The following is a 19,536-nucleotide window of genomic DNA, read 5'->3' as shown; positions in this document are numbered from 1 at the left end:
GGAATGATACCATAGGCCGAACCGTGGTATTGGTAAGGTTGCAACGATTTATATATATCCGCTTCGTTGTCCAAAATTTGCAATTCCGTACCCACATACGCAGCGTCGCCCTGAAGTGGGGTACGGATTCCCAAGCCATTATTAGCACCCGGTGTCAATAAAAATTCAAAACGGAATTCAAAATCGCTGTACTCATCTTTGGTATACAGGTTGCCTTTTCCGCCGCGATTGGGATAAACCACCATTTCGCCGTTTTCGATGACGTAATCGGTCGTATTTCCCTGCCATTCAAACATATTGGTTCCATCAAAAAGGACTTTGAAGTTCGCTTTTTTCTCCTGCTCACTCAGCATAAAAGGTTCAGGGCGAGGAAGTTCTTTGATGTAAATATCACGATAGGCCACCAATGTTCCGTGGGCTTGCAGTTCCAATTGTTCCATTGCAAAAATCGGTTGTTTGCGGTCCCAGTAGTTTTCCAATACTACGTTATCCACCACCAATTCCCCATTGAGGTACACCGTTACGCGGTCCGCTTTCATGATAATCCGAAAAGTATTCCAGTCATCAATGGCGTTATCGGCCAATTTAAGCGGTTTGCTTGGGTTCTTTTGGTTGTTGTAAAGCCCCCCCGATCCAACTTGGGCGCCTACCTCCACACGCGACGTATCCCAAACCTGCACTTGCGGCGAACCGCGCAGGTAAATACCAGCATCACCTTTGGGCTCGATTTTCCAGTCTACGTACATTTCAAAATCGCCATACTTTTTGACGGTGCAAAGGTTGTCGCCGTGACCCGTGAACACCAAGTCACCGTCTTTGACCACCCACCCTTTTCGCATTACTTCGTCCGCTTTTGCCTGTTTGGCGGCCAAAGTATCGGGGTGCATTTTAGCACGCGCGACAGGATTGGCAACCAATCCCTTCCAACCCGTTAAATCTTTTCCATTGAACAGGGAAACAAATCCTTCTCCCTTTGGCATTTCGGCCAAATATTTGCGAGCGGCTTCTTTTTGGGAGTCATTTGAAATAACGTTCATTGCTTTGGTCACCAGTGAACGAACTGCTTCGCCTTGAAAATCTTTATTGGCCGAGGCAGCATTGAGTATAATCTGAGCGGCTGTTTGTTGTAATTGGGTGTCATCCAAATAATTGCCCGCAAAAATGAGCGCGTTGAACGTTCGGTTTCTAACCAATTCTTTCAGGATACTTTCTTTTTGGGCGTTTGTTTTGGCCATTTCCATTGCTTTGCGAAGCATTAATACTTTTTGCGTAGGCGTTTGTTTGGAAACGTTCACTGCCCGCACGTACCCACTCACGGCTTGGTCTAGATAAGCGGCATCGAAAGTGCTTTTTCCAATTTTATATAATTCAGCGGTAGCGCTCACGTCCGACCAATTGGCAAGTGAATTAACAACGGCTTTTTGAGTGGCAGCATCCCCGCCGGTGTAGGCAGTAGCCACGGCATTGAGTGCTTTCTTCGTGCCTATATTGGCCAATACGCGCAGGTAATTAGGCTTTTTATCCGCAGAGACGGAATTGATTTGGCTCAATAAAACATCCGTTTGTTTAGCGGCATCGCCCGTTCCTTTTACGGCGGCCGTAATCGCTTCCTGAACGGCCTGTATTTCCTGAGGTTCGGTCACGGTATTGAGTAATCCAAACAAGGTATTAAGATCTTTGGAAACAGAGACGCTTTTTAAGGCCGTGAAAGCAGCCGTTTTTACGGTGGCATCGTTGTTTTTCAACTGCCCTAAGATCACGTCTATTTTACTGTCAGCAGCACGGGCGGCAAGAACTTCTATCAGCGTAGGTTGCGCATTGGCAGGCATAGTTGGAATGGCAGCAGCTATTTGGTCAACTACTTTATCCCCTTTCATCGTTAGCAGTGCATTTTTGACTGCTTTCAAGTCGTCCGTATTCCCTTTTTTCAATACGCCCAATAAACTTCCCAATGCACTTTCCTGTCCAATTTTGCCCGCTGCTTTGATGGCCGCGAGTTTTACTGAACTTTCCTTATTGGTTAAGTTTTTGAGGATAGTGGGTAAAGCTGACTTTGCCTCTGCTTGCCCCAACATCCCGATAATCTCGGCCTGCGCGTCGGGTTTCAAATTGGGCAAAGCCTTAAGCCAAAGGTTCGTCGTGGCGGGTGTGATGTATTTTTGAGCAGATTTCAATGCGGCTATTCGGTAACTTATATCAGTACTTCCCAATGCTTTTATTAAGGTAGGGGTACTGCCAACGCCCTGACTGTCAGCTAATAACTTCAGAGCAGTTGAGCGAGTTGGAGTTTGTTTAGCATCGGGTGTATTTTTCAACAAGTCATTTGCTGCTTTTTCAGCAATCGCTTTATTGCTGGTTTCCATTAAACGATTCAAATACGTGAGATAAGAAGAAGTTGCATTGGCTTCGTCATACCCATACGCTGCTTTGGCAGCGTTATTCAGCATAACGTTTATGGAAGAGCGTTCCCCTATCTTTGCTAAAGCATACAGGGATACTTTTCGCAGTTTAACATCTGTATTGGTTGCTAACTTTTCAATCAGGGATGCTGCCTCGGCATATTTGCTGTCTCCCAACGCTTCTACGATGGAAATTTGAGACTCACGGGATGAATTGGCGAGAGCTTGTAATAAAGCTTTTCCGGCAGCAGGAGTACCTATTTTGGCCAAAGCGCGCGCGGCAGGCCCGCTTAGTTTTTCATCAGCTAAAAAAGGAGATAATGTACCAACGACTTCGTCTTTCCCTACCTGCTGAAGTTGAAAAATCAGAAAGGCTTTGTTGTCTTTGTCGGCTACTTTACCCAAGGCTTCAGCATAAGCTTCGGCGGCCATTTTGCGCCAATCATCTTTGCCGCTTTGTGATACAAAATAGGAAAAACCTCCGATGGCGTATTGAACTTTAGCATGTTCGGCTTTGTCGGAAGAGGATAGTTGAGAAGCCAACTGAGCAATGCCCAATTTACCCAAAGCAGCCATGTCATCCATGTTTTTTTGCAGTTGTTTGGCATTCTGAGCAGGAAACTGCCTCAAAAGTGCAGTAATGCGACTGTCAACTTGAGCGATAGCCATCGAACCACTCATTAAAAGGGCAAGATATATAAATTGTATTTTTTTCATATAATACTAATGATTAATTCACTAATTCACAACTCGCTAAATCACAAATTATCAAATCGTCCACGGTCCGCGCATGGGTTGATCAATAAGGCGATTAGCACCTTCATCGTCCACAAATAATTGCTTGACAGGATCATATTTCAACGAACGACCCAAGCGCAATGCCGCTAAACCCATATTAACAATCGTGCAGGAACGGTGTCCGTTCTCTTCGTTCAATGCGAATTTCTGACGTTTTTTGACGGCTTCGACAAAGTCAGTGACTTGAGGTTCTGAATCAGGAAAAGCTGCCAATTTTTTCTCTAAATCAGGAATATCGGAGCGAAAATTTGGATATAACTTGCCCTTAGGCCCTTCGATGTAAGGTACATTTTCGTCTTTGCCTTGACCATCTAAAATGATTTTACAGCCATCGGCGTAGGTGTATTCAATGCGGCGCCAAGTACCTACTGCATCGGTATGTTGTTGAGGGGCGTCGATTTCTACGCTGATAGGACTTGTATCATCCTTGCCTAAGAAATATTGAATCGGGTCTAAATAGTGTTGTCCCATATCACCCAAACCTCCACCGTCGTAATCCCAATATCCTCGGAATGTTCCGTGTACTCGATGTTCGCTGTAAGGTTTATATTGAGCGGGCCCAAGCCACATGTCATAATCCAATTCGGCAGGGATGGATTCAGGTCTAAGATCCGTTTTACCAACCCAGTAGAATTTCCAGTCAAAGCCTGTCGCACGACTCACAGTCACTTTGAGCGGCCAACCGAGCAACCCACTTTCAACTAATTTTTTGATGGGTTTTACGGTCGTATTCATACCATAAAAGTTGGACTCAAACCGAAACCACGTATTTAAGCGAAAAATACGACCGTGTTGCTGAACTGCTTCCATGAGTCGTTTCCCTTCGCCAATGGTACGGGTCATGGGTTTTTCACACCAGACATCTTTGCCTGCCCGTGCCGCATCAGCGGCAATGATACCGTGCCAATGCGGAGGCGTAGCTACGTGAACAATGTCAACTTCAGGCAGTTGAATCAATTCACGATAATCTGAAAAGGTTTTCACGCCGGAGGCATTGGTACCGAGGTCGTCTAACGCCATTTTGATGTGACGTTTGTCCACGTCACATATAGCTACCACTTTAGTTCCGGCATACGGAATATGGCCGCGTCCCATGCCACCCACGCCCACAATGGCTTTGGTGAGCTGGTCGCTGGGAGCTAAAAAGCCTTTTCCCAATACGTGGCGGGGGACAATTGAAAAGGCCGCTAAGGCAGTAAGCGAACCTTTGATAAATTTTCTTCTGGAAGGGGTGTTAGGCGTGTTTTTATCCATGATGATCAATGAGTCAAACTGCACTTTTGTTTACTAAGAAAATAACCTTACTACATTACTCATATTTTTTAAAATAAGCCTAACATTATCTAAAATAATTAGCCTATCTCTTCATTGATAAGAAATACCAGCCCTTTAAAGTTGATAAAATACTGGTAGTAAAAAAGCAAAAAGGGCCTGCTCTATCAAGAACAGACCCTTTTTTATAGAAAAATTAGTGTATTTATTATCCCTGCGACAACGCCTCAGCACCACCGACAATTTCAAGGATTTCTTTGGTGATGGCAGCCTGACGAGAGCGGTTGTATTCCAAACGCAATGCTTTCAAGAGGTCCTGTGCATTTTCTGTAGCTTTATCCATTGCTGTCATCCGGGCACCATGTTCAGAGGCATTGGATTCGAGTACAGCGCGGTAGAGCTGAATTTTGAGTGTTTTAGGAATCAAATCCTGTACAATTTGCTCTTCCGCAGGCTCAAATATATAGTTAGTTGCCGTAGTTGGCATTTTCATTAATGCTTCGGGATTGGCTGCGATGGGCAAAAGCTGATCAGCGCGGATAATCTGAGTGGCTACGTTTTTGAACTCGTTAAATACCAACTCAACCACATCGTATTTCCCTGCCTGAAAGTCAGCCATGATGCTTTCAGCAGCTTCTTTTACAACACCGAAGCTCAACCGGGCATACACGTCCATAAAGGCGGTATTAACTGTTACACCCCGACGTAGAAAAGCTTCTCCGCCTTTTTTACCCAAGGCCAAAATTTCTACGTTGCCTTTGGCGGCTTGTGCAGCGTATTTTTCCTGAATAAGAGCAGCGGCAGCTTTGATAACGTTGGTATTGAATGCTCCACAAAGTCCACGGTCAGAGGTAACAGTCACAATCAATACCTTTTCTACCAAACGCACTTGTTTGAAAGGGCTATCGGCGGCGGTTTCAGCTCCTGCTGATACCGTAGCCAGCATTTCACCCAACTTTTTGGCATAAGGGCGCATTTGTATGATAGCGTCCTGAGCACGACGAAGTTTAGCGGCAGCCACCATTTTCATGGCCTTCGTGATTTGTTGCGTCGAGTTGACCGACGTGATTCTATTCCGAACTTCTTTAAGTGAAGCCATTTTGTATTACCGTTATCTGTTATTTGTTAATAGTTATCCGTGTGGGATAAAGCTATTCTAACTTAACTCACTTACTTTTTTGACTCAGGCAAAAGTTTGCCTATACTGTAAACTGTTGACCGGCAACTGTAAACTATTTTACTTTTCTCAGCCAAATACTTGACCCGCGACCGCGAGTGGCGTAGGTTGGCATATTTTGAGCGAGCCAATCTGCGTGAAAAGTTTGAAGGAAATCGTTGTGAAACAAAATCTCAAACTTATCCTGATACATTAAAAACGCCCGCAGAATATAAGCTTCATTCCAGCCAAAACGTCCGTTACCGTCAATTACCCATGCTTTGGGATATTCAAACGGATAAAATACGTCGTGAACGTGAATAATGACTCCCGGTTTAAGACGAGGGAAAATTTCAAATAGGAAATAATTGACATCACTACCGGTTTTTGACACGTGGGTAGAGTCAATAAACAGAATGTCATTTTCTTCCAATTTTTCAAAATAGTCAACCGGAATATCCTGCAGCGTTTTTTCAAAAATGGTTGTCTGCTGACGGTCTGCGGGTGTCAGCAAAGAATACAAACGGTCAGGATAAGGCTCAATGAACGTAAACTTCACGCTTTGATTCAAAAACCGCTCGTTGGTATCCAACATCACAGCCGAGGAAAACCCTGAACCTGCTTCAATAATCTGCTTGGGGCGAAAATGTCGCATCATGCAGTGGAGCGTGGTAGCATCGGCGTGAATAAAATATTTGTTGACAAAATAATACCGAAAGCCGTCTTGAGGCACATCCGTAAAAGGAACGCTCCCAAAATAAGACTTGGCAAATGTCTGCATCAATGCTAATTGGGCCTCCTCGCGAAGGTCAAGGCCTGGCAACGTCCGAGGGGGCGTTGGGTAGATTTGTGCCTCACGTTTACGCACCTCGTCCGCAGAGACGATAGGGCTATAAAAATGCCCAGCGGGAACCCGTGTACGGTACTTTCCGATAAATCGGGCTACGTCCCCCAAGAGGGGCGTAGCCTTTACGATTTCTTTGATGCGCGACATTCAGTCCGACCGCCAACGCGGCCAATTAAGCGTATTTAAGGGCCAATTCACGGCCTATTTTTTTGATAATATCAGTAACGGCATCATCCAATTTACCCGCTGCTAAACTTGGGATTACTTCTGGATGAAGTGCTTTGAGTAAGGCAATAAACTCAGTTTCATACGCCTTTACTTTACTGATATTCACTTTATCCAAAACTCCATTGATGGAAGCGTAGATAATAGCTACCTGATCCCCTACACTAACGGGAGAGAACTGAGCCTGTTTCAAGATTTCCTGATTGCGGCGACCACGGTCAATCGTCAATTTAGTAGAAGCATCAAGGTCAGAGCCAAACTTAGAAAAAGCCTCCAATTCACGGAATTGAGCTTGATCCAATTTAAGCGTACCCGCTACTTTCTTCATTGATTTAATCTGTGCATTACCTCCTACGCGCGATACCGAAATACCTACGTTGATGGCAGGACGAATCCCTGAGTTGAACAGGTTTGATTCCAGGAATATCTGACCGTCAGTGATTGAGATTACGTTGGTTGGGATATACGCTGAAACGTCACCTGCCTGAGTTTCAATGATTGGAAGGGCTGTCAATGAACCTCCACCTTTCACTTTGTCTTTCAACGAAGGAGGTAAATCGTTCATACTTTTAGCGATTTCATCCGAGGCATTTATCTTGGCAGCACGCTCCAGTAAGCGACTGTGAAGATAAAATACGTCTCCGGGATAGGCTTCACGGCCGGGTGGACGACGAAGCAGAAGGGATACTTCGCGGTAGGCTACGGCTTGTTTTGATAAGTCATCATAAACCACCAATGCCGGGCGACCAGTATCACGGAAATATTCTCCAATGGCTGCACCTGTAAAAGGAGCAAAGAACTGCATTGGTGATGGATCGGAAGCCGCCGCCGCAACAATAACTGTGTAGTCCATAGCACCGTATCTACGAAGAGTGGCTTCTACCTGTTTTACAGTAGAGGCTTTCTGGCCGCAGGCTACGTAGATACAGAATACAGGCTCACCTTTATCGTAAAATTCTTTTTGATTGATGATGGTATCAATACAAACGGCCGTTTTACCCGTTTGACGGTCACCGATAACCAACTCGCGTTGACCGCGTCCGATAGGAATCATGGCGTCAATCGCTTTGATACCCGTTTGAAGGGGCTCCGTTACGGGTTGACGGTAAATTACCCCGGGGGCTTTGCGTTCGAGGGGCATTTCAAAGGTTTCGCCCTGAATCGGCCCCAAGCCGTCAATTGGTTCAGCTAAAGTATTAACTACGCGACCAACGATGCCTTCGCCTACTTTTACCGAGGCAATTTCACCGGTACGTTTTACGGTATCGCCTTCTTTGATTTCGTTGGATTCGCCGAACAATACAGCTCCGACGTTATCTTCTTCGAGGTTAAGGGCAAGAGCTTTGAGTCCATTCTCGAACACAATCAGCTCCCCTGCCTGTACTTTGGTAAGGCCATAGATACGAGCTACCCCGTCACCTACTTGCAGCACCGTACCTACTTCTTCGAGTTGGGCTTCGGTTTTTGCACCGGCCAATTGCTCCCGAAGTATCGCCGAAACCTCATCCGGTCTTACAGCTACCATATTATGATATTAAGTTTATAGTGATTCATAAATTTGCCGCAAAATTAGCGATAAATTTGCTTCAACAACAGCGACTGTATAAAAAATATACAATTTTTTGCTAAAAGTTCAGTAGATGCCTTAAACACTCTAAACGGGTCTTTTTTCTAAGAAAGAATATATGCATCACTACCGAGCGATTAATAGTGCATTTATAGAAGAGGTAAAAGGGGTATCGGTAAAATTTTATTTTAGATTGTGTTTTTGTTTTACCTTTGGCTTACTTTTGTCCCCCTAAATTTTGACACCAACCCAAAAAGGTGGTATGAACCCAGTCGCAGTTGTCATTCCTGTTTATAAATCAAATTTTACGCTACACGAGCAAGTCTCTTTTACACAATGTTTAAACATACTAAACAACTATCCAATTAAGCTCGTCAAGCCTATTTCGCTGAACATAGACTTTATTTTAGAGAAATATCCGCATATAGAAGTTGAAACATTTGACGATAATTATTTTAAAAGTGTACAGACGTATAATCGACTAATGCTTTCCACTGAGTTTTATGAGCGATTTTTAAATTATGAGTATATCCTTATTTATCAGTTAGATGCCTTTGTTTTTAAGGATGAACTAAAAGAGTGGTGTGCAAAAGGGTATGATTACATTGGAGCACCATGGCGTATTGAACGGGATTTTTCGTCTGTAACCGATCGACTTATCTTTCGTCTAAAAAAACAAATAGCAATTTGGTTTGATTTAAGAGATAAAAGGAGTCAAAATCAACCGTTGGATGTAATTTTGAAGATGACAGTAGGCAACGGAGGGTTTTCGTTGCGGAAAGTTCAAAAAATGCTTGCTATTGTGCGTAACAACCGCCCGAAAATTGAGCACTATTTGGCAGGCAAAGGTTCATTTTATAATGAAGATATTTTCTTTTGTATCGAGATGAATCGATACTTTAAACAAGTACGTTTACCCCATTGGCAAGAAGCTCTTCGGTTTGCAGTAGAGGATTTTCCCTCCAAAGCATTTGTTCTGAACAAAAATCAACTGCCTTTTGGCTGCCACGCTTGGGATATTCATGAGTTAGCGTTTTGGAAATCTCATTTTGAAAAATTTGGACACAAATTGTAAGAAATGAAGAGAAAATACAGCGGTACGCCCCGCGAAACTATCCCTTTAAAGGTAATTGATTCGCTTATAGATATCTATGCGAAGTGGTTTTATAAAAAAAGGCGACGAAATCTTATCAGTGATACCCCTAAGGTTTTGATAGCCTCATTAGGACACATGGGTGATGCTTTGACAGTATCTTATCTGTTCCCCATTATTTATAAAAAGTACCCAAATGCGGTTATTGACATCATTTCGCCTACGTGGTGTAAGGCAGTAAATGACTCCAATCCTTATATTCGTCATGTGTTCTACATTGATCACTTTTTGAGCAATCGAAGTAAAATCAATACGTGGCAAAAACTCAAACAGAATTATCGTACGTTTCGAGAGGTCTTGTCTGATTTAAAAAAAGACGAATACGATTATTATCTGGATGTCCGTACCTCTTACGCTGTTTCGCATTTTATTCTTCCTTTTATTCATGTAAAAAAGGCAATCGGTTTCAATCGCCGGGGGTTAGGCGGCTTATTGGATGTAGAGTTGGATATTTCCAAACAGGCTACTTTTCATCATTTCGATACTTATTCAGTTTTATTGAAAGAGATGGGAATTGAAGTCAAATTGGAAGAGGTAGTTCCCTACTTTACGATTAATCCAAGTATTTCGCAGCAGCAGATTGAGCAAAAACTGCCTTCAAAATTGTCGAGCCCTTATGTCTTACTTTTTCCCGAAACTGGCGAAGAGCATCGTCAAATGAGTTCGGAATTTTGGGCAACGATTGTTGGAAATGTATTGAATAATTCAAATTACTCCTTCGTGCTGTGCGGTCAAACAGACTTATCGGCTCGAATTATTAAAAACATTCAGGAAGTTACAGATTCTCGGTTTGTAGGACGAGTTTTGGATGGCTCCAAGCGTTTGTCAATTCAGGAATTGGCTTTTTTGGCTACGGGTGCAGAATACGCTTTGACCTTAGATTCGTTTCCCGAACACCTGTGCTGTATTTTCTGCAAAACAATTACAATTTATAAAGCGTCAGGATTGCCTTTTTATCCCATTGCCAACTTTCCGGTTTTGCTGTTGCACGGGCATACGCTGAGTTTGGGGGTGGAGTTTGTTCGCAAAAATGTTGAAATCCTATACCGCGAAAACATGGAAACGGAGGAAGTGAAAAACCTCATCGCCGAAAAAATAATATCTTAAACAAAGAAAGTGCGCAAGATGAACCTGCGCACTTTTTATTTAGGAACTCAGAAACAGATTTTAGGCCAAAACCCGAGTTTCTTTATTTAAAACTTCCAAAAATAGATCAGCTTCTTCCTTTTTAAGTGCAAGTGAAGGCAGCAAACGAATGGTATTTTTGCCGGCAACTCCCGTAAACTGATGATAATCAAAGAGTAATTTATTGCGTAGTTCTTCTACCGGGAAATCATATTCAATGCCAATCATCAGTCCACGCCCACGCAATTCTTTATATCCTCCAATTTCAGCAATACCTTTCATCAGGTAATCTCCCACTTCTGCGGCATTTGCCATGAGATTTTCCTGCTCCATAATTTCCAATACTGCTATTCCGGCCGCGCACGCAAGGTGATTTCCTCCAAAAGTAGTGCCGAGCATTCCGTACTTTGCCTGAAATTTGGGGGAAATTAATACGCCAGCAATTGGAAACCCATTGCCCATGCCTTTGGCTGTAGTATAAAGATCAGCGTGAAGATTGGGATAATGTTGATTAGAGAAAAATTTACCCGAACGTCCATAACCGCATTGTACGCTGTCTAAAATAAAAATGGCATTGGTTTCGTCACATTTTTCACGAATCGCCCGCAGGAATTCTTCCGAGGCGACTTGAATTCCACCTACTCCCTGAATGCCTTCTACAATGACGGCACACACATCTGTCATGTCGTGTTGACGAACGGCTTCCACGTCATTGAATGGCAAAAATGTAACGTGCTGATTGTCATTGACGGGGGCTACTATAGACGGATTGTCGGTAACTGCTACGGCTCCCGCCGTACGTCCGTGAAATGCTTTTGTGAAAGCTACTACTTTCTTCCCGCCATTGTAGAACGATGCCAGTTTGAGGGCATTCTCATTGGCTTCGGCGCCAGAATTACACAAAAAGAGGGTATAATCAGGACAATCTGACAATTCTCCGAGCTTTTGCGCGAGTTCATCTTGTAACGATATCCTGACAGAGTTGGAGTAGAAATTGATTCGTCGCAACTGTTCCGTCATTTTTTCGACGTAATGCGGGTGGCAATGACCCACAGAAATCACGGCGTGTCCGCCGTAAAGGTCGAGGTATTTCTCGCCTTTGCTGTCCCATAACCAAGAGCCTTGCGCTTGGACGGGTTCGATGTCGTAAATCGGATAAACGTTAAAAAGATTCATGGTCACAAAACTGAAAAATTTAACAAAGATACCTAACTGAACATTAATTGTTAACCGTTAGACGTTATTGTGAGGAAATAAATGTTTCCAAATCACATCATAAACTTCTATTGCCTGCAACTCTTTTTGTTTTAAAGGTTGATCGGTTACGCAGATGGGATAAAATTCTTTGGGCGCACTGATACCTCCGTGGGAGCCTTTGACCAACGTCGCATCCAGCGGAATGACATCCATTAAATATCTAAAACCGAGCAGTTTACGGCCTAATTTGTAGCCCGCTCGCAGCTTAATAAGCGGATTTTTGGGGTCCATAAACATCTCAACGGGGTCATAGCCAGGTTTGCGGTGAATATCTACCAAATGAGCATAATCAGGCGCTTTGGAGTCGTCGAACCAGTAGTAATAGGTAAACCAGCTATCAGGTGCCGCTACCGCAACCAAATCGCCTGAGCGTTCGTGATCGAGGTGATGTGCCTTTTTTCCTTCTTCGTCCAACACCATTTCAATACCGGGCGTTTGTTCCAAGCGTTTTTTTACCCGATCTTTCACCGACGGGTCATTGATATAAATGTGGGCAATCTGATGGTCGGCAGTAGCAAAGGCTTTAGAAGCGCCCGCGTCCAGAAGTTCATACCAACGTTCGGTACGAACGGCTATTAAACCTTCTTCGCGCAGAATCCGATTGATGTGAACAGGCCGATTGACAGAATTAATTCCGTATTCGGAAAGGAGAATGATTTTGGCGTTTTTGGTTTCGTAAAACTGCACCAATTCTTCCACCACTTTATCCAATTCGCTTACTTCTTTGCTGATTTTAGAGAAATCGGGGCCGAATTTCTGCAAACAATAATCTAAGTGAGGCAAGTAAATGAGCGTCAGCGTTGGATTGTGTTTATTGTCCACCCACATGGACGCATCGGCAATCCACTTGGTAGATTTGATATTGGCATTGGGTCCCCAAAAACTAAACAACGGAAATTGTCCTAAGTCCTTTTGAAGTTCATCACGCAGACTGGCTGGATACGCATAACAATCCGGCGCTTTTACGCCATCTGCATGGTATTGAGGGCGCGGCGTGACGGAATAATCGGCAGTAGAATACATATTGTACCACCAAAACATCTTTGAACACGTAAACGACGGGCCTTGCCGCTTGGCTGCGTCCCAAATTTTTTCTGCTTTTACAAGATGGTTGGACTGTTTCCAAAACTTCACTTCGGCATCATCGCGGTCGTACCATCCATTGCCGACGATACCGTGCTCGGAAGGCCATTTTCCTGTAACATAACAACTTTGCGGAGTGGTAGTTACAGCCGGCAAAACAGGTTTAATAGGTGTAATATGGCGTGATTTTACATATTTACTTAAAAAAGGAGTATGTTCTCCAATCAAATTGGCACTCAGGCCCACAATATCAATAATAACGGTCTTTTTCATTGTTTCAGAAAGAAGTGTCGAGTGCAGAATTCAGAGTGTCGAATGTAATTCCGTTATTCGACACTCTGCACTCTCAACTCGACCTTTAACTTGTATTATTTTAACTGCTCACTCACCCATTCCAATTCCCGCACAATAGACTCACCGATGGGTTTTTGCATATCGGGCGGTAATACTCCCCAGGTATATGTTTCCACTTCCAGATGTTTGGTAAAAGGCGTGGCTTTCTGCACATTAAGAGTTTTTACAATGTCATTTTGGGTGGAATCAAGCAGTCCGTACGATTCGATAAACAAGGGTACGTGGAAGTGAATGCGCCATTCGGTCTGCTCGTCAGTGTCAGTCGCTAAGGCTTCGGGCAAATCGTGGTATTTCTGAAAACTGCCATCGGCATTTTTGGCAACCACTTGGTGCAAATACACTGGCTCGTCAAAGGATTGAATGGCTTTTAATTTCGCCTCTCTGTTTTCCCTTAAATCAATTTTGATGGCCGAACTGATTTGGATTTTTCCGACGCGAATCCCCAGTTCATTCAATTGATTCACAATGGTTTGAGGTTCTTCGTAACTCACTGCGAAATGGCACACATCATAGCACAACTGAATGTGCGTCAGTAAAGCTTCTTTGGCCTCTTCGGGAGAAAAATGGTGAGCATCCTGTAAGTAAGCGATGCCTTTCGGTAAAAAATAATCTGCGTACCAATCAATGAATTCCTGTCCGTTTTCCAGAATTCCGTCGGGTTCGGGTTCAATATCGAGATGCATTACCTTACCCGTAGTGCGCCGAAGTTCAATCAGCGTTTCTGCTACCTGGAGAATATTTTCCGTCGCAATTTTAGTGGCTTGCTGTGTTTCCGCGTCGTTTTTCCACCAATACCGATACGACAAAGGCGAAGTGGAAACGCCGCCTTCCATACCCTCCGGCAGAAGTTGAGCTAAAATTCGAAACAAGCGTTTGGTATATTCGGTGCGGTCGGTTGTGGTCCAATCGGGTGAATGTACATCGTCTTTGACTCGTGTGGCGTGAAAGCCTCCGTACGGAAAGCCGTTCATGGTAAACACATACATATCATTGGCCATCAACCACGCTTTGAATTCTTCCAAACGCTCGGGTTTTGTGAGTTCAATGGATGCATCATTGGCCAAGCGTAACCCTAACGCAAAAGGCGTATTGGGAGAGAGTTGACTTTTGATGAATGGAAGATTTTCCTGTAAGGTTTTAAAATGCTCGTCCCAACGCTCGCCGGGGTGAATATTGCTGCAATAAGTGAGGTGTCCGTGTGGGGTTTGCATTGGAGGAAAAATAGGGAGTGGCTTGTTTGAAATACTGATTTATGATTGATAAAAGTACCCCTTGACTAAAAGCTACTTTGTCACCCCAAAAGCACCTAATAGGCTCTTTCAGGGTGACAAAGCAATTTTTAGCAAGAAATAAATGGTAACAATCTGAGTTCTATAGGGATAGATTAGCTCATCAACAAGCTCGAATAATGTCCTTCCAAATAATCCACCGCTTCGGCAATGAGGTCGGCATCCATTTCGTGGACTTCTACGCCTTTGCCGATTTTATCAAGCAGCATAATGGTCAGGCGGCCGCCCAAATGTTCCCGAAATTCTTGCAAACCATTTCGGAGATTGATTTTGTCATTTTCGGCGAGTTTGGGATGATATAAGTCAAAACCGAGTTTTTGAATCACCGTCAAAATGCGTTGCAATTCATCGTCACTCAACTTGCCCACTTTGGCAGAATACACACTGTCTAAGGCAATTCCAATGGCCACTGCCTCGCCGTGACGAATTTGAAAATCAGTAAGATATTCTAATTTGTGCGCTGCCCAGTGCCCAAAATCCAAAGGCCGTGAAGAACCAAACTCAAACGGGTCGCCGCTGCGAATGTGCTCCACGTGCATTTCGGCACAACGATGAATCAGATACGCCATTACCTCTTCGTTGCGTCTCGCAAGGGCTTCCACATTGGTTTCAATCCATTCAAAAAAGGCGCTGTCTTTAATCAAAGCCACTTTTATGGCTTCAGCAATGCCTGAGCGCCAATCGCGATCGTCCAAACTTTGCAGAAAAGTAAGGTCATTAAATACCGCTACGGGAGGGGAAAACGTTCCTAAAAAGTTTTTCTTTCCTTGGTAATTAATCCCATTTTTTACCCCAACTCCAGAATCGTTTTGAGACAAAACCGTCGTAGGAATACGAATGTGTTTTACACCGCGGTGCGATACAGCAGCGGCATAGCCGACTAAATCCAATACGGCACCGCCGCCGATGCCAATTACGAACGAATGACGGTCAATGCCGTATTCGTCAATGGCTTCTACAATTTTGTCAAATAAAGCAGGGTCGTTTTTGGCTTCTTCGCCACCCGGCACTACAAGAAGGGTCGGTACAAGTTTTACCGCATTTTCCAACGTCGCAAAATAAGATACAATGGAGGGTTGAAGCTGCGGATAGTGAGCCAAAAAGCCGCCGTCAATGACAACAAGGGCTTTTCGTTGAAAACCGGCCTCGCCAAACGACCGAAAAAAATCACCTAAAGTTGTGTTTTTTCGATTAAACAGTCCTTTAGTGAAAAAAATGGAGTAGGTATAGGGTACCTGAAATGATTGATGTAGGGCTTGCATAAAATTAAATTCTCTATGTCACCGCAAAAGCGCGGGCTAATAGTATGGATAATGGAAGTAATAAAAGAACACCAAGCGCGACGGGCCAGTTTCCAAACGCTATGCACCAGGCAGCATCCATGACAATCAGGGAAAGTACCCCTGCTTTTACGGCTTTACCGATGTTGGGGGCAATGGGATTTTGCAGTGCTTTCCAAAGCGGAAGTCCCACCAATAACGCGTGTAAGGCAATGAGCAACAGCGCCATAGACCCATTTTTCTGATTGACGGCCACCAGAAACTGTATGGCGTGAACGCTGGTATAAAGCGAAGCCGCGATATAAAGCGAGCGACGTTTTCCTCCGTGTACTTCATCCTGGCTAATCAACGTAATGGCTCCAATGTAGGCAATCGGTACCAACGCCAACCAACCCCACTCGGGCAAAGAGGTATTAATGGCACTCATACCTAATAGCAGATTACCACCCCGGCACAAACCCATCGTCAGCGGGCCAAATAGTGCACTGTGTTTGGCAAAACGGTTGTATAAAACGGCCAAAAGTGCCACTGCGATGGCGATTTCTACACTCAATAGGCTGAAAAGCCCTGCCGAAATAATCCCTAAAACCAACAGAGAAATTCCCATAAAAGCGGCCGATTGAAGCGGTACTTTACCGCTTGGAATGGGCCGTTCAGGTCGTTCAACTGCATCCAGCTTTGCGTCAAATACATCATTTAAAACGACGCCTCCTCCGTACAAACCTACTGTAGAGAGAACTAACCAATACGCAGGGTTTGCCTCAAATGGATAGCGGACAATAGCCATTCCTGCAAATATATCAGCGATTGCCGTGACAATATTGGCGGGTCGGGTAAGCTGTAAGTAGGATTTTAATGTGCTCACGTTTATTGAATCAATAAATAATCTTTACCAACGCGGGGTTGTTGACCTCCGCGCAAAATCGTGTTTCCGTGAAATTTCTGATTTTGGTCAACGGTCAGGCCATTTTCAAAATCACTCACGTCAATTTGACCGCTTTTGGCAAAAGCATCAATGGCATTTTGATACGTTACCAGACGAATGGTTTCGTCCGCAATTCCGCGCATTTTCATCAGAGCAGCCGTTTTGGGAATGGCCAATGGATCGGAAATGCCCCAATCGGCGGCTGAATTGATCATAATTTGGTCAGGACCGTATTTCTCTACCAATTTTACCATCCGCTCATTGCTCATTTTGGTAAAAGGGTAGATTGTAAAGGCTGCCCAAAAACCCTGATCCAACACACTCTTGACGGTTTCTTCATTATTGTGGTCTACAATTACCCACGACGGGTCAAGGCCGTGTTCGAGCGCAATGGCCATACTTCGCTCCGTTCCTCGCTTTTTGTCGCGGTGCGGCGTATGGATTTGCACGGGTAATTTTGCTTTTTTTGCTAACTCCAATTGCAGACGGTAGTATTTTTCTTCGGCAGGAGTTTGGTCGTCAAAACCTATTTCGCCTACTCCTACTACCCCTTCTTTGTACAAATACAACGGCAAAATCTCCATTACCTGCTCGGCCAGCGGTTCGTTGTTGGCTTCGCGCGAGTTAAGACCAATGGTGCAATAATGCTTGATTCCAAATTGCGACGACCGAAATCGTTCCCAACCCACCAAACTGCTGTAATAATCTTTGAAAGTAGAAAGTCCGGTACGGGGTTGGCCTACCCAAAAAGCAGGTTCAATGAGGGCTACAATGCCGGCATCGCGCATGGCTTCGTAGTCATCCGTAGTACGGGAAACCATGTGGATATGCGGGTCAAAGAAGCGCATTCCTTTGATGAGGTCACGATAATCTTCCCATGCCAGGTCTCGGTGAGCGACGACTTCATCACTTTCCTCAAAATGAGAGGGGTTTTGTGTTAATTCTTTATCAGCTAAGCACATAATTTTTCTTAATAGGGGTCAATAGATTTCAAGGTGGGTCCAACTCAATTTGCCGTTGTGAACCGTTTTCTCCAACTTAGGATAAAGGGAAAGTAATTGCTTTGCCGGTTCAAAATCAGAATGATGACACGTAAGTGCTGCGGCCTGTTGGTCGGGTATAAATTCAGACACAAAAAGTTGTTTTATATCCGATAGAAGGTCTTCATTTAAAAATTTACTCACCAATCGCCACACTTGGGGAGGAACTGTACGGCCTGCTGCCCAGCGTTCGTGGGCAAAATCAGAAAGCGTAAAAGCCAGATTTTCATTTACTCTTTCTTCCAATCCCACAATCAAATGAATGGGTTTGTCAGTGAAGATGGCTTTTAACACCAATTGATTCCATGCAAGTTGTGTAAAATGCTTTGCAGGATAAGGATTTCGTAAAGCGATGGCATCAAATACCACGCCCATATTGGAACGTACGGCATCTGAGGCTCTGAAAAGCCATTTTTCAGGATATTCTAAAACAGGCAATGATGAATAAAGAGCCACCATTTCATTCATTTCTGCGGTATCAAAGAGTGTATCAATATGGCGGCAATAAGCGTCTTTGTCAGTCGTGTCCAAACAACTTAACAACCAGACCCGACTCAACCTGACCACGCCCCAATCTTCCACTGAAAACCCGGGTAAGATCTCGTTCAACTCAAGGGTTTGTGCCACATGGGGTTTTATAACACGCTTGGCTAAAAAACGAGGCGCAGCCACAAAAGCCGTCATCAATTCCAGAGGCGTTGTCTTACATTTCTCCTGCAGCCAATCGGCTTCGGAAGCAGTAATGTGCTCGCGGAGAATTTCCCAAAGAAGACTATTTATTTGATCCAACATACTGATTTTTGCTTTACTTTAATTCTCGCTTTTCACTTTTAAACTTTCCCGGGCTGCCGAAGTGCCAGGGCGCCGATGTGCCGGGCTGTCGGAGCATCTGGACCGCCGATGCAGTTGCAAAGGTACAACGGTAGCAAAAGCCTGTATCTAATAAAATGATAAAAATTAGATAATACACTAAAGTAAACGGAGTGTTCATCATATTTGTATTTAAAACAAAAGAAAGAATGTCTCTTACTCATTTGAATTCCGAAGGAAATCCAAGTATGGTGGATGTTTCGGAAAAAGCATTGACAAAACGAGTGGCTAAAGCGCGAAGTATCGTCGTACTCGGCAATGAAATCATGGATTTACTTCAAAATGAAGAAATTCATACGAAGAAAGGACCTGTTTTTCAGACGGCTGTTATTGCAGGAGTGATGGCTGCCAAACGAACGGGAGAGTTGATTCCTCTGTGCCATCCGTTGGGTTTGGAGAATTGTCAGGTAGAGATTACGGTAAACGATGCCCGCGAAGTCGTGATTGAATGTACGGCGAGTGTAACGGGAAAAACGGGGATCGAAATGGAAGCGCTGACGGGCGCAAGTGTGGCAGCTTTGACCATTTATGATATGTGCAAAGCTATGAGTCATCACATTGTTATAAAAGAAACTCGTCTTGTTGCGAAGACCGGTGGGAAGAAAGATTTTTTTGCCCAACTCTAATCATTAAAGGAAAAAACCTAATTTGATTTAAAGTTAAAATTTGGGTACTGGGTTTATAATTTATGATATTTAACTTTGCGTCATGAATGTTATAGATTTTGACAAATTTAAAGAGTTACAATACTTCAATAATGAATTGTGCAAGTATCACAACAAAATAGGTCATGGCAACGTGTGTATTTTAAGTCGCAAAAACAATCAAGTCTATTGTAACGGGTGTAAGCCTCGTTGGGTTTTAACAAAAGACACTTTTTTCTATGACCTTCGCAG

16 protein-coding genes are annotated in these 19,536 nt (G+C 43.9%); 4 read left to right on the top strand and 12 right to left on the bottom strand.

The window, feature by feature from the left end; all coding sequences use genetic code 11:
- The 5 genes from Q0081_RS00080 to atpA form a co-directional block, all read right to left on the bottom strand.
- The coding region (locus Q0081_RS00080; protein WP_298347994.1) for a family 16 glycoside hydrolase at positions 1-3,116 on the bottom strand (3,116 nt) is incomplete at its 3' end.
- Positions 3,117-3,167: 51 nt separating this feature from the next.
- The gene (locus Q0081_RS00075) at positions 3,168-4,475 is read right to left on the bottom strand and encodes a Gfo/Idh/MocA family oxidoreductase (RefSeq protein WP_298347992.1); all 1,308 of its coding nucleotides are present in this window, start codon (positions 4,473-4,475) and stop codon (positions 3,168-3,170) included.
- A gap of 202 nt (positions 4,476-4,677) precedes the next feature.
- Positions 4,678-5,568, bottom strand: a complete 891-nt coding sequence (atpG, locus tag Q0081_RS00070; protein WP_298347990.1) for an ATP synthase F1 subunit gamma — start codon at positions 5,566-5,568, stop codon at positions 4,678-4,680.
- Between the two features lie 133 nt (positions 5,569-5,701).
- Complete coding sequence (locus Q0081_RS00065) at positions 5,702-6,619, bottom strand: class I SAM-dependent methyltransferase (RefSeq protein WP_298347988.1); 918 nt, start codon at positions 6,617-6,619, stop codon at positions 5,702-5,704.
- A 25-nt stretch (positions 6,620-6,644) separates the two neighbouring features.
- A complete protein-coding gene (gene atpA / locus Q0081_RS00060; protein WP_298347986.1) occupies positions 6,645-8,222 on the bottom strand; it encodes a F0F1 ATP synthase subunit alpha in 1,578 nt (525 codons plus the stop codon).
- 280 nt (positions 8,223-8,502) lie between these two features.
- Here atpA and Q0081_RS00055 point away from each other — a divergent pair, with 280 nt between their 5' ends.
- Both Q0081_RS00055 and Q0081_RS00050 read left to right on the top strand, forming a co-directional pair.
- The gene (locus Q0081_RS00055; protein ID WP_298347985.1) at positions 8,503-9,339 is read left to right on the top strand and encodes a DUF5672 family protein; all 837 of its coding nucleotides are present in this window, start codon (positions 8,503-8,505) and stop codon (positions 9,337-9,339) included.
- A 3-nt stretch (positions 9,340-9,342) separates the two neighbouring features.
- Positions 9,343-10,524 (top strand): glycosyltransferase family 9 protein, encoded by a 1,182-nt coding sequence (locus Q0081_RS00050; RefSeq protein WP_298347983.1) that lies wholly within the window; start codon positions 9,343-9,345, stop codon positions 10,522-10,524.
- A 60-nt stretch (positions 10,525-10,584) separates the two neighbouring features.
- Here the strand turns inward: Q0081_RS00050 and Q0081_RS00045 are convergent, their stop codons facing one another.
- The 7 genes from Q0081_RS00045 to Q0081_RS00015 form a co-directional block, all read right to left on the bottom strand.
- The gene (locus tag Q0081_RS00045; RefSeq protein ID WP_298347981.1) at positions 10,585-11,718 is read right to left on the bottom strand and encodes an aspartate aminotransferase family protein; all 1,134 of its coding nucleotides are present in this window, start codon (positions 11,716-11,718) and stop codon (positions 10,585-10,587) included.
- Between the two features lie 57 nt (positions 11,719-11,775).
- Positions 11,776-13,155, bottom strand: coding sequence for an alkaline phosphatase family protein (locus tag Q0081_RS00040; protein WP_298347979.1), 1,380 nt, complete (start codon positions 13,153-13,155; stop codon positions 11,776-11,778).
- A 95-nt stretch (positions 13,156-13,250) separates the two neighbouring features.
- Positions 13,251-14,447 carry a metabolite traffic protein EboE gene (gene eboE / locus Q0081_RS00035; RefSeq protein ID WP_298347977.1) on the bottom strand — a complete coding sequence of 399 codons (1,197 nt, stop codon included), beginning with the start codon at positions 14,445-14,447 and terminating at the stop codon, positions 13,251-13,253.
- Positions 14,448-14,620: 173 nt separating this feature from the next.
- Entirely contained in the window at positions 14,621-15,787 is a 1,167-nt protein-coding gene (locus tag Q0081_RS00030) for a 3-dehydroquinate synthase (protein ID WP_298347975.1), read from the bottom strand.
- Between the two features lie 13 nt (positions 15,788-15,800).
- Positions 15,801-16,670, bottom strand: a complete 870-nt coding sequence (gene eboC / locus Q0081_RS00025; RefSeq protein ID WP_298347974.1) for a UbiA-like protein EboC — start codon at positions 16,668-16,670, stop codon at positions 15,801-15,803.
- 2 nt (positions 16,671-16,672) lie between these two features.
- Positions 16,673-17,692 carry a TatD family hydrolase gene (locus tag Q0081_RS00020; RefSeq protein ID WP_298347973.1) on the bottom strand — a complete coding sequence of 340 codons (1,020 nt, stop codon included), beginning with the start codon at positions 17,690-17,692 and terminating at the stop codon, positions 16,673-16,675.
- Positions 17,693-17,710: 18 nt separating this feature from the next.
- Positions 17,711-18,562, bottom strand: coding sequence for an EboA domain-containing protein (locus Q0081_RS00015; RefSeq protein WP_298347972.1), 852 nt, complete (start codon positions 18,560-18,562; stop codon positions 17,711-17,713).
- Between the two features lie 227 nt (positions 18,563-18,789).
- On the opposite strand from Q0081_RS00015, the gene moaC reads away from it, so the two are divergent.
- Together moaC and Q0081_RS00005 are read left to right on the top strand one after the other, a co-directional pair.
- A complete protein-coding gene (gene moaC / locus Q0081_RS00010) occupies positions 18,790-19,266 on the top strand; it encodes a cyclic pyranopterin monophosphate synthase MoaC (RefSeq protein WP_298347971.1) in 477 nt (158 codons plus the stop codon).
- An 82-nt stretch (positions 19,267-19,348) separates the two neighbouring features.
- The coding region (locus Q0081_RS00005) for a hypothetical protein (RefSeq protein ID WP_298347969.1) at positions 19,349-19,536 on the top strand (188 nt) is incomplete at its 3' end.

It is taken from the genome of Runella sp., from assembly GCF_027484545.1.
In the GTDB taxonomy this organism is placed as follows: Bacteria; Bacteroidota; Bacteroidia; order Cytophagales; family Spirosomataceae; genus Runella.
This window is presented reverse-complemented; position numbering and strand designations above follow the sequence as displayed.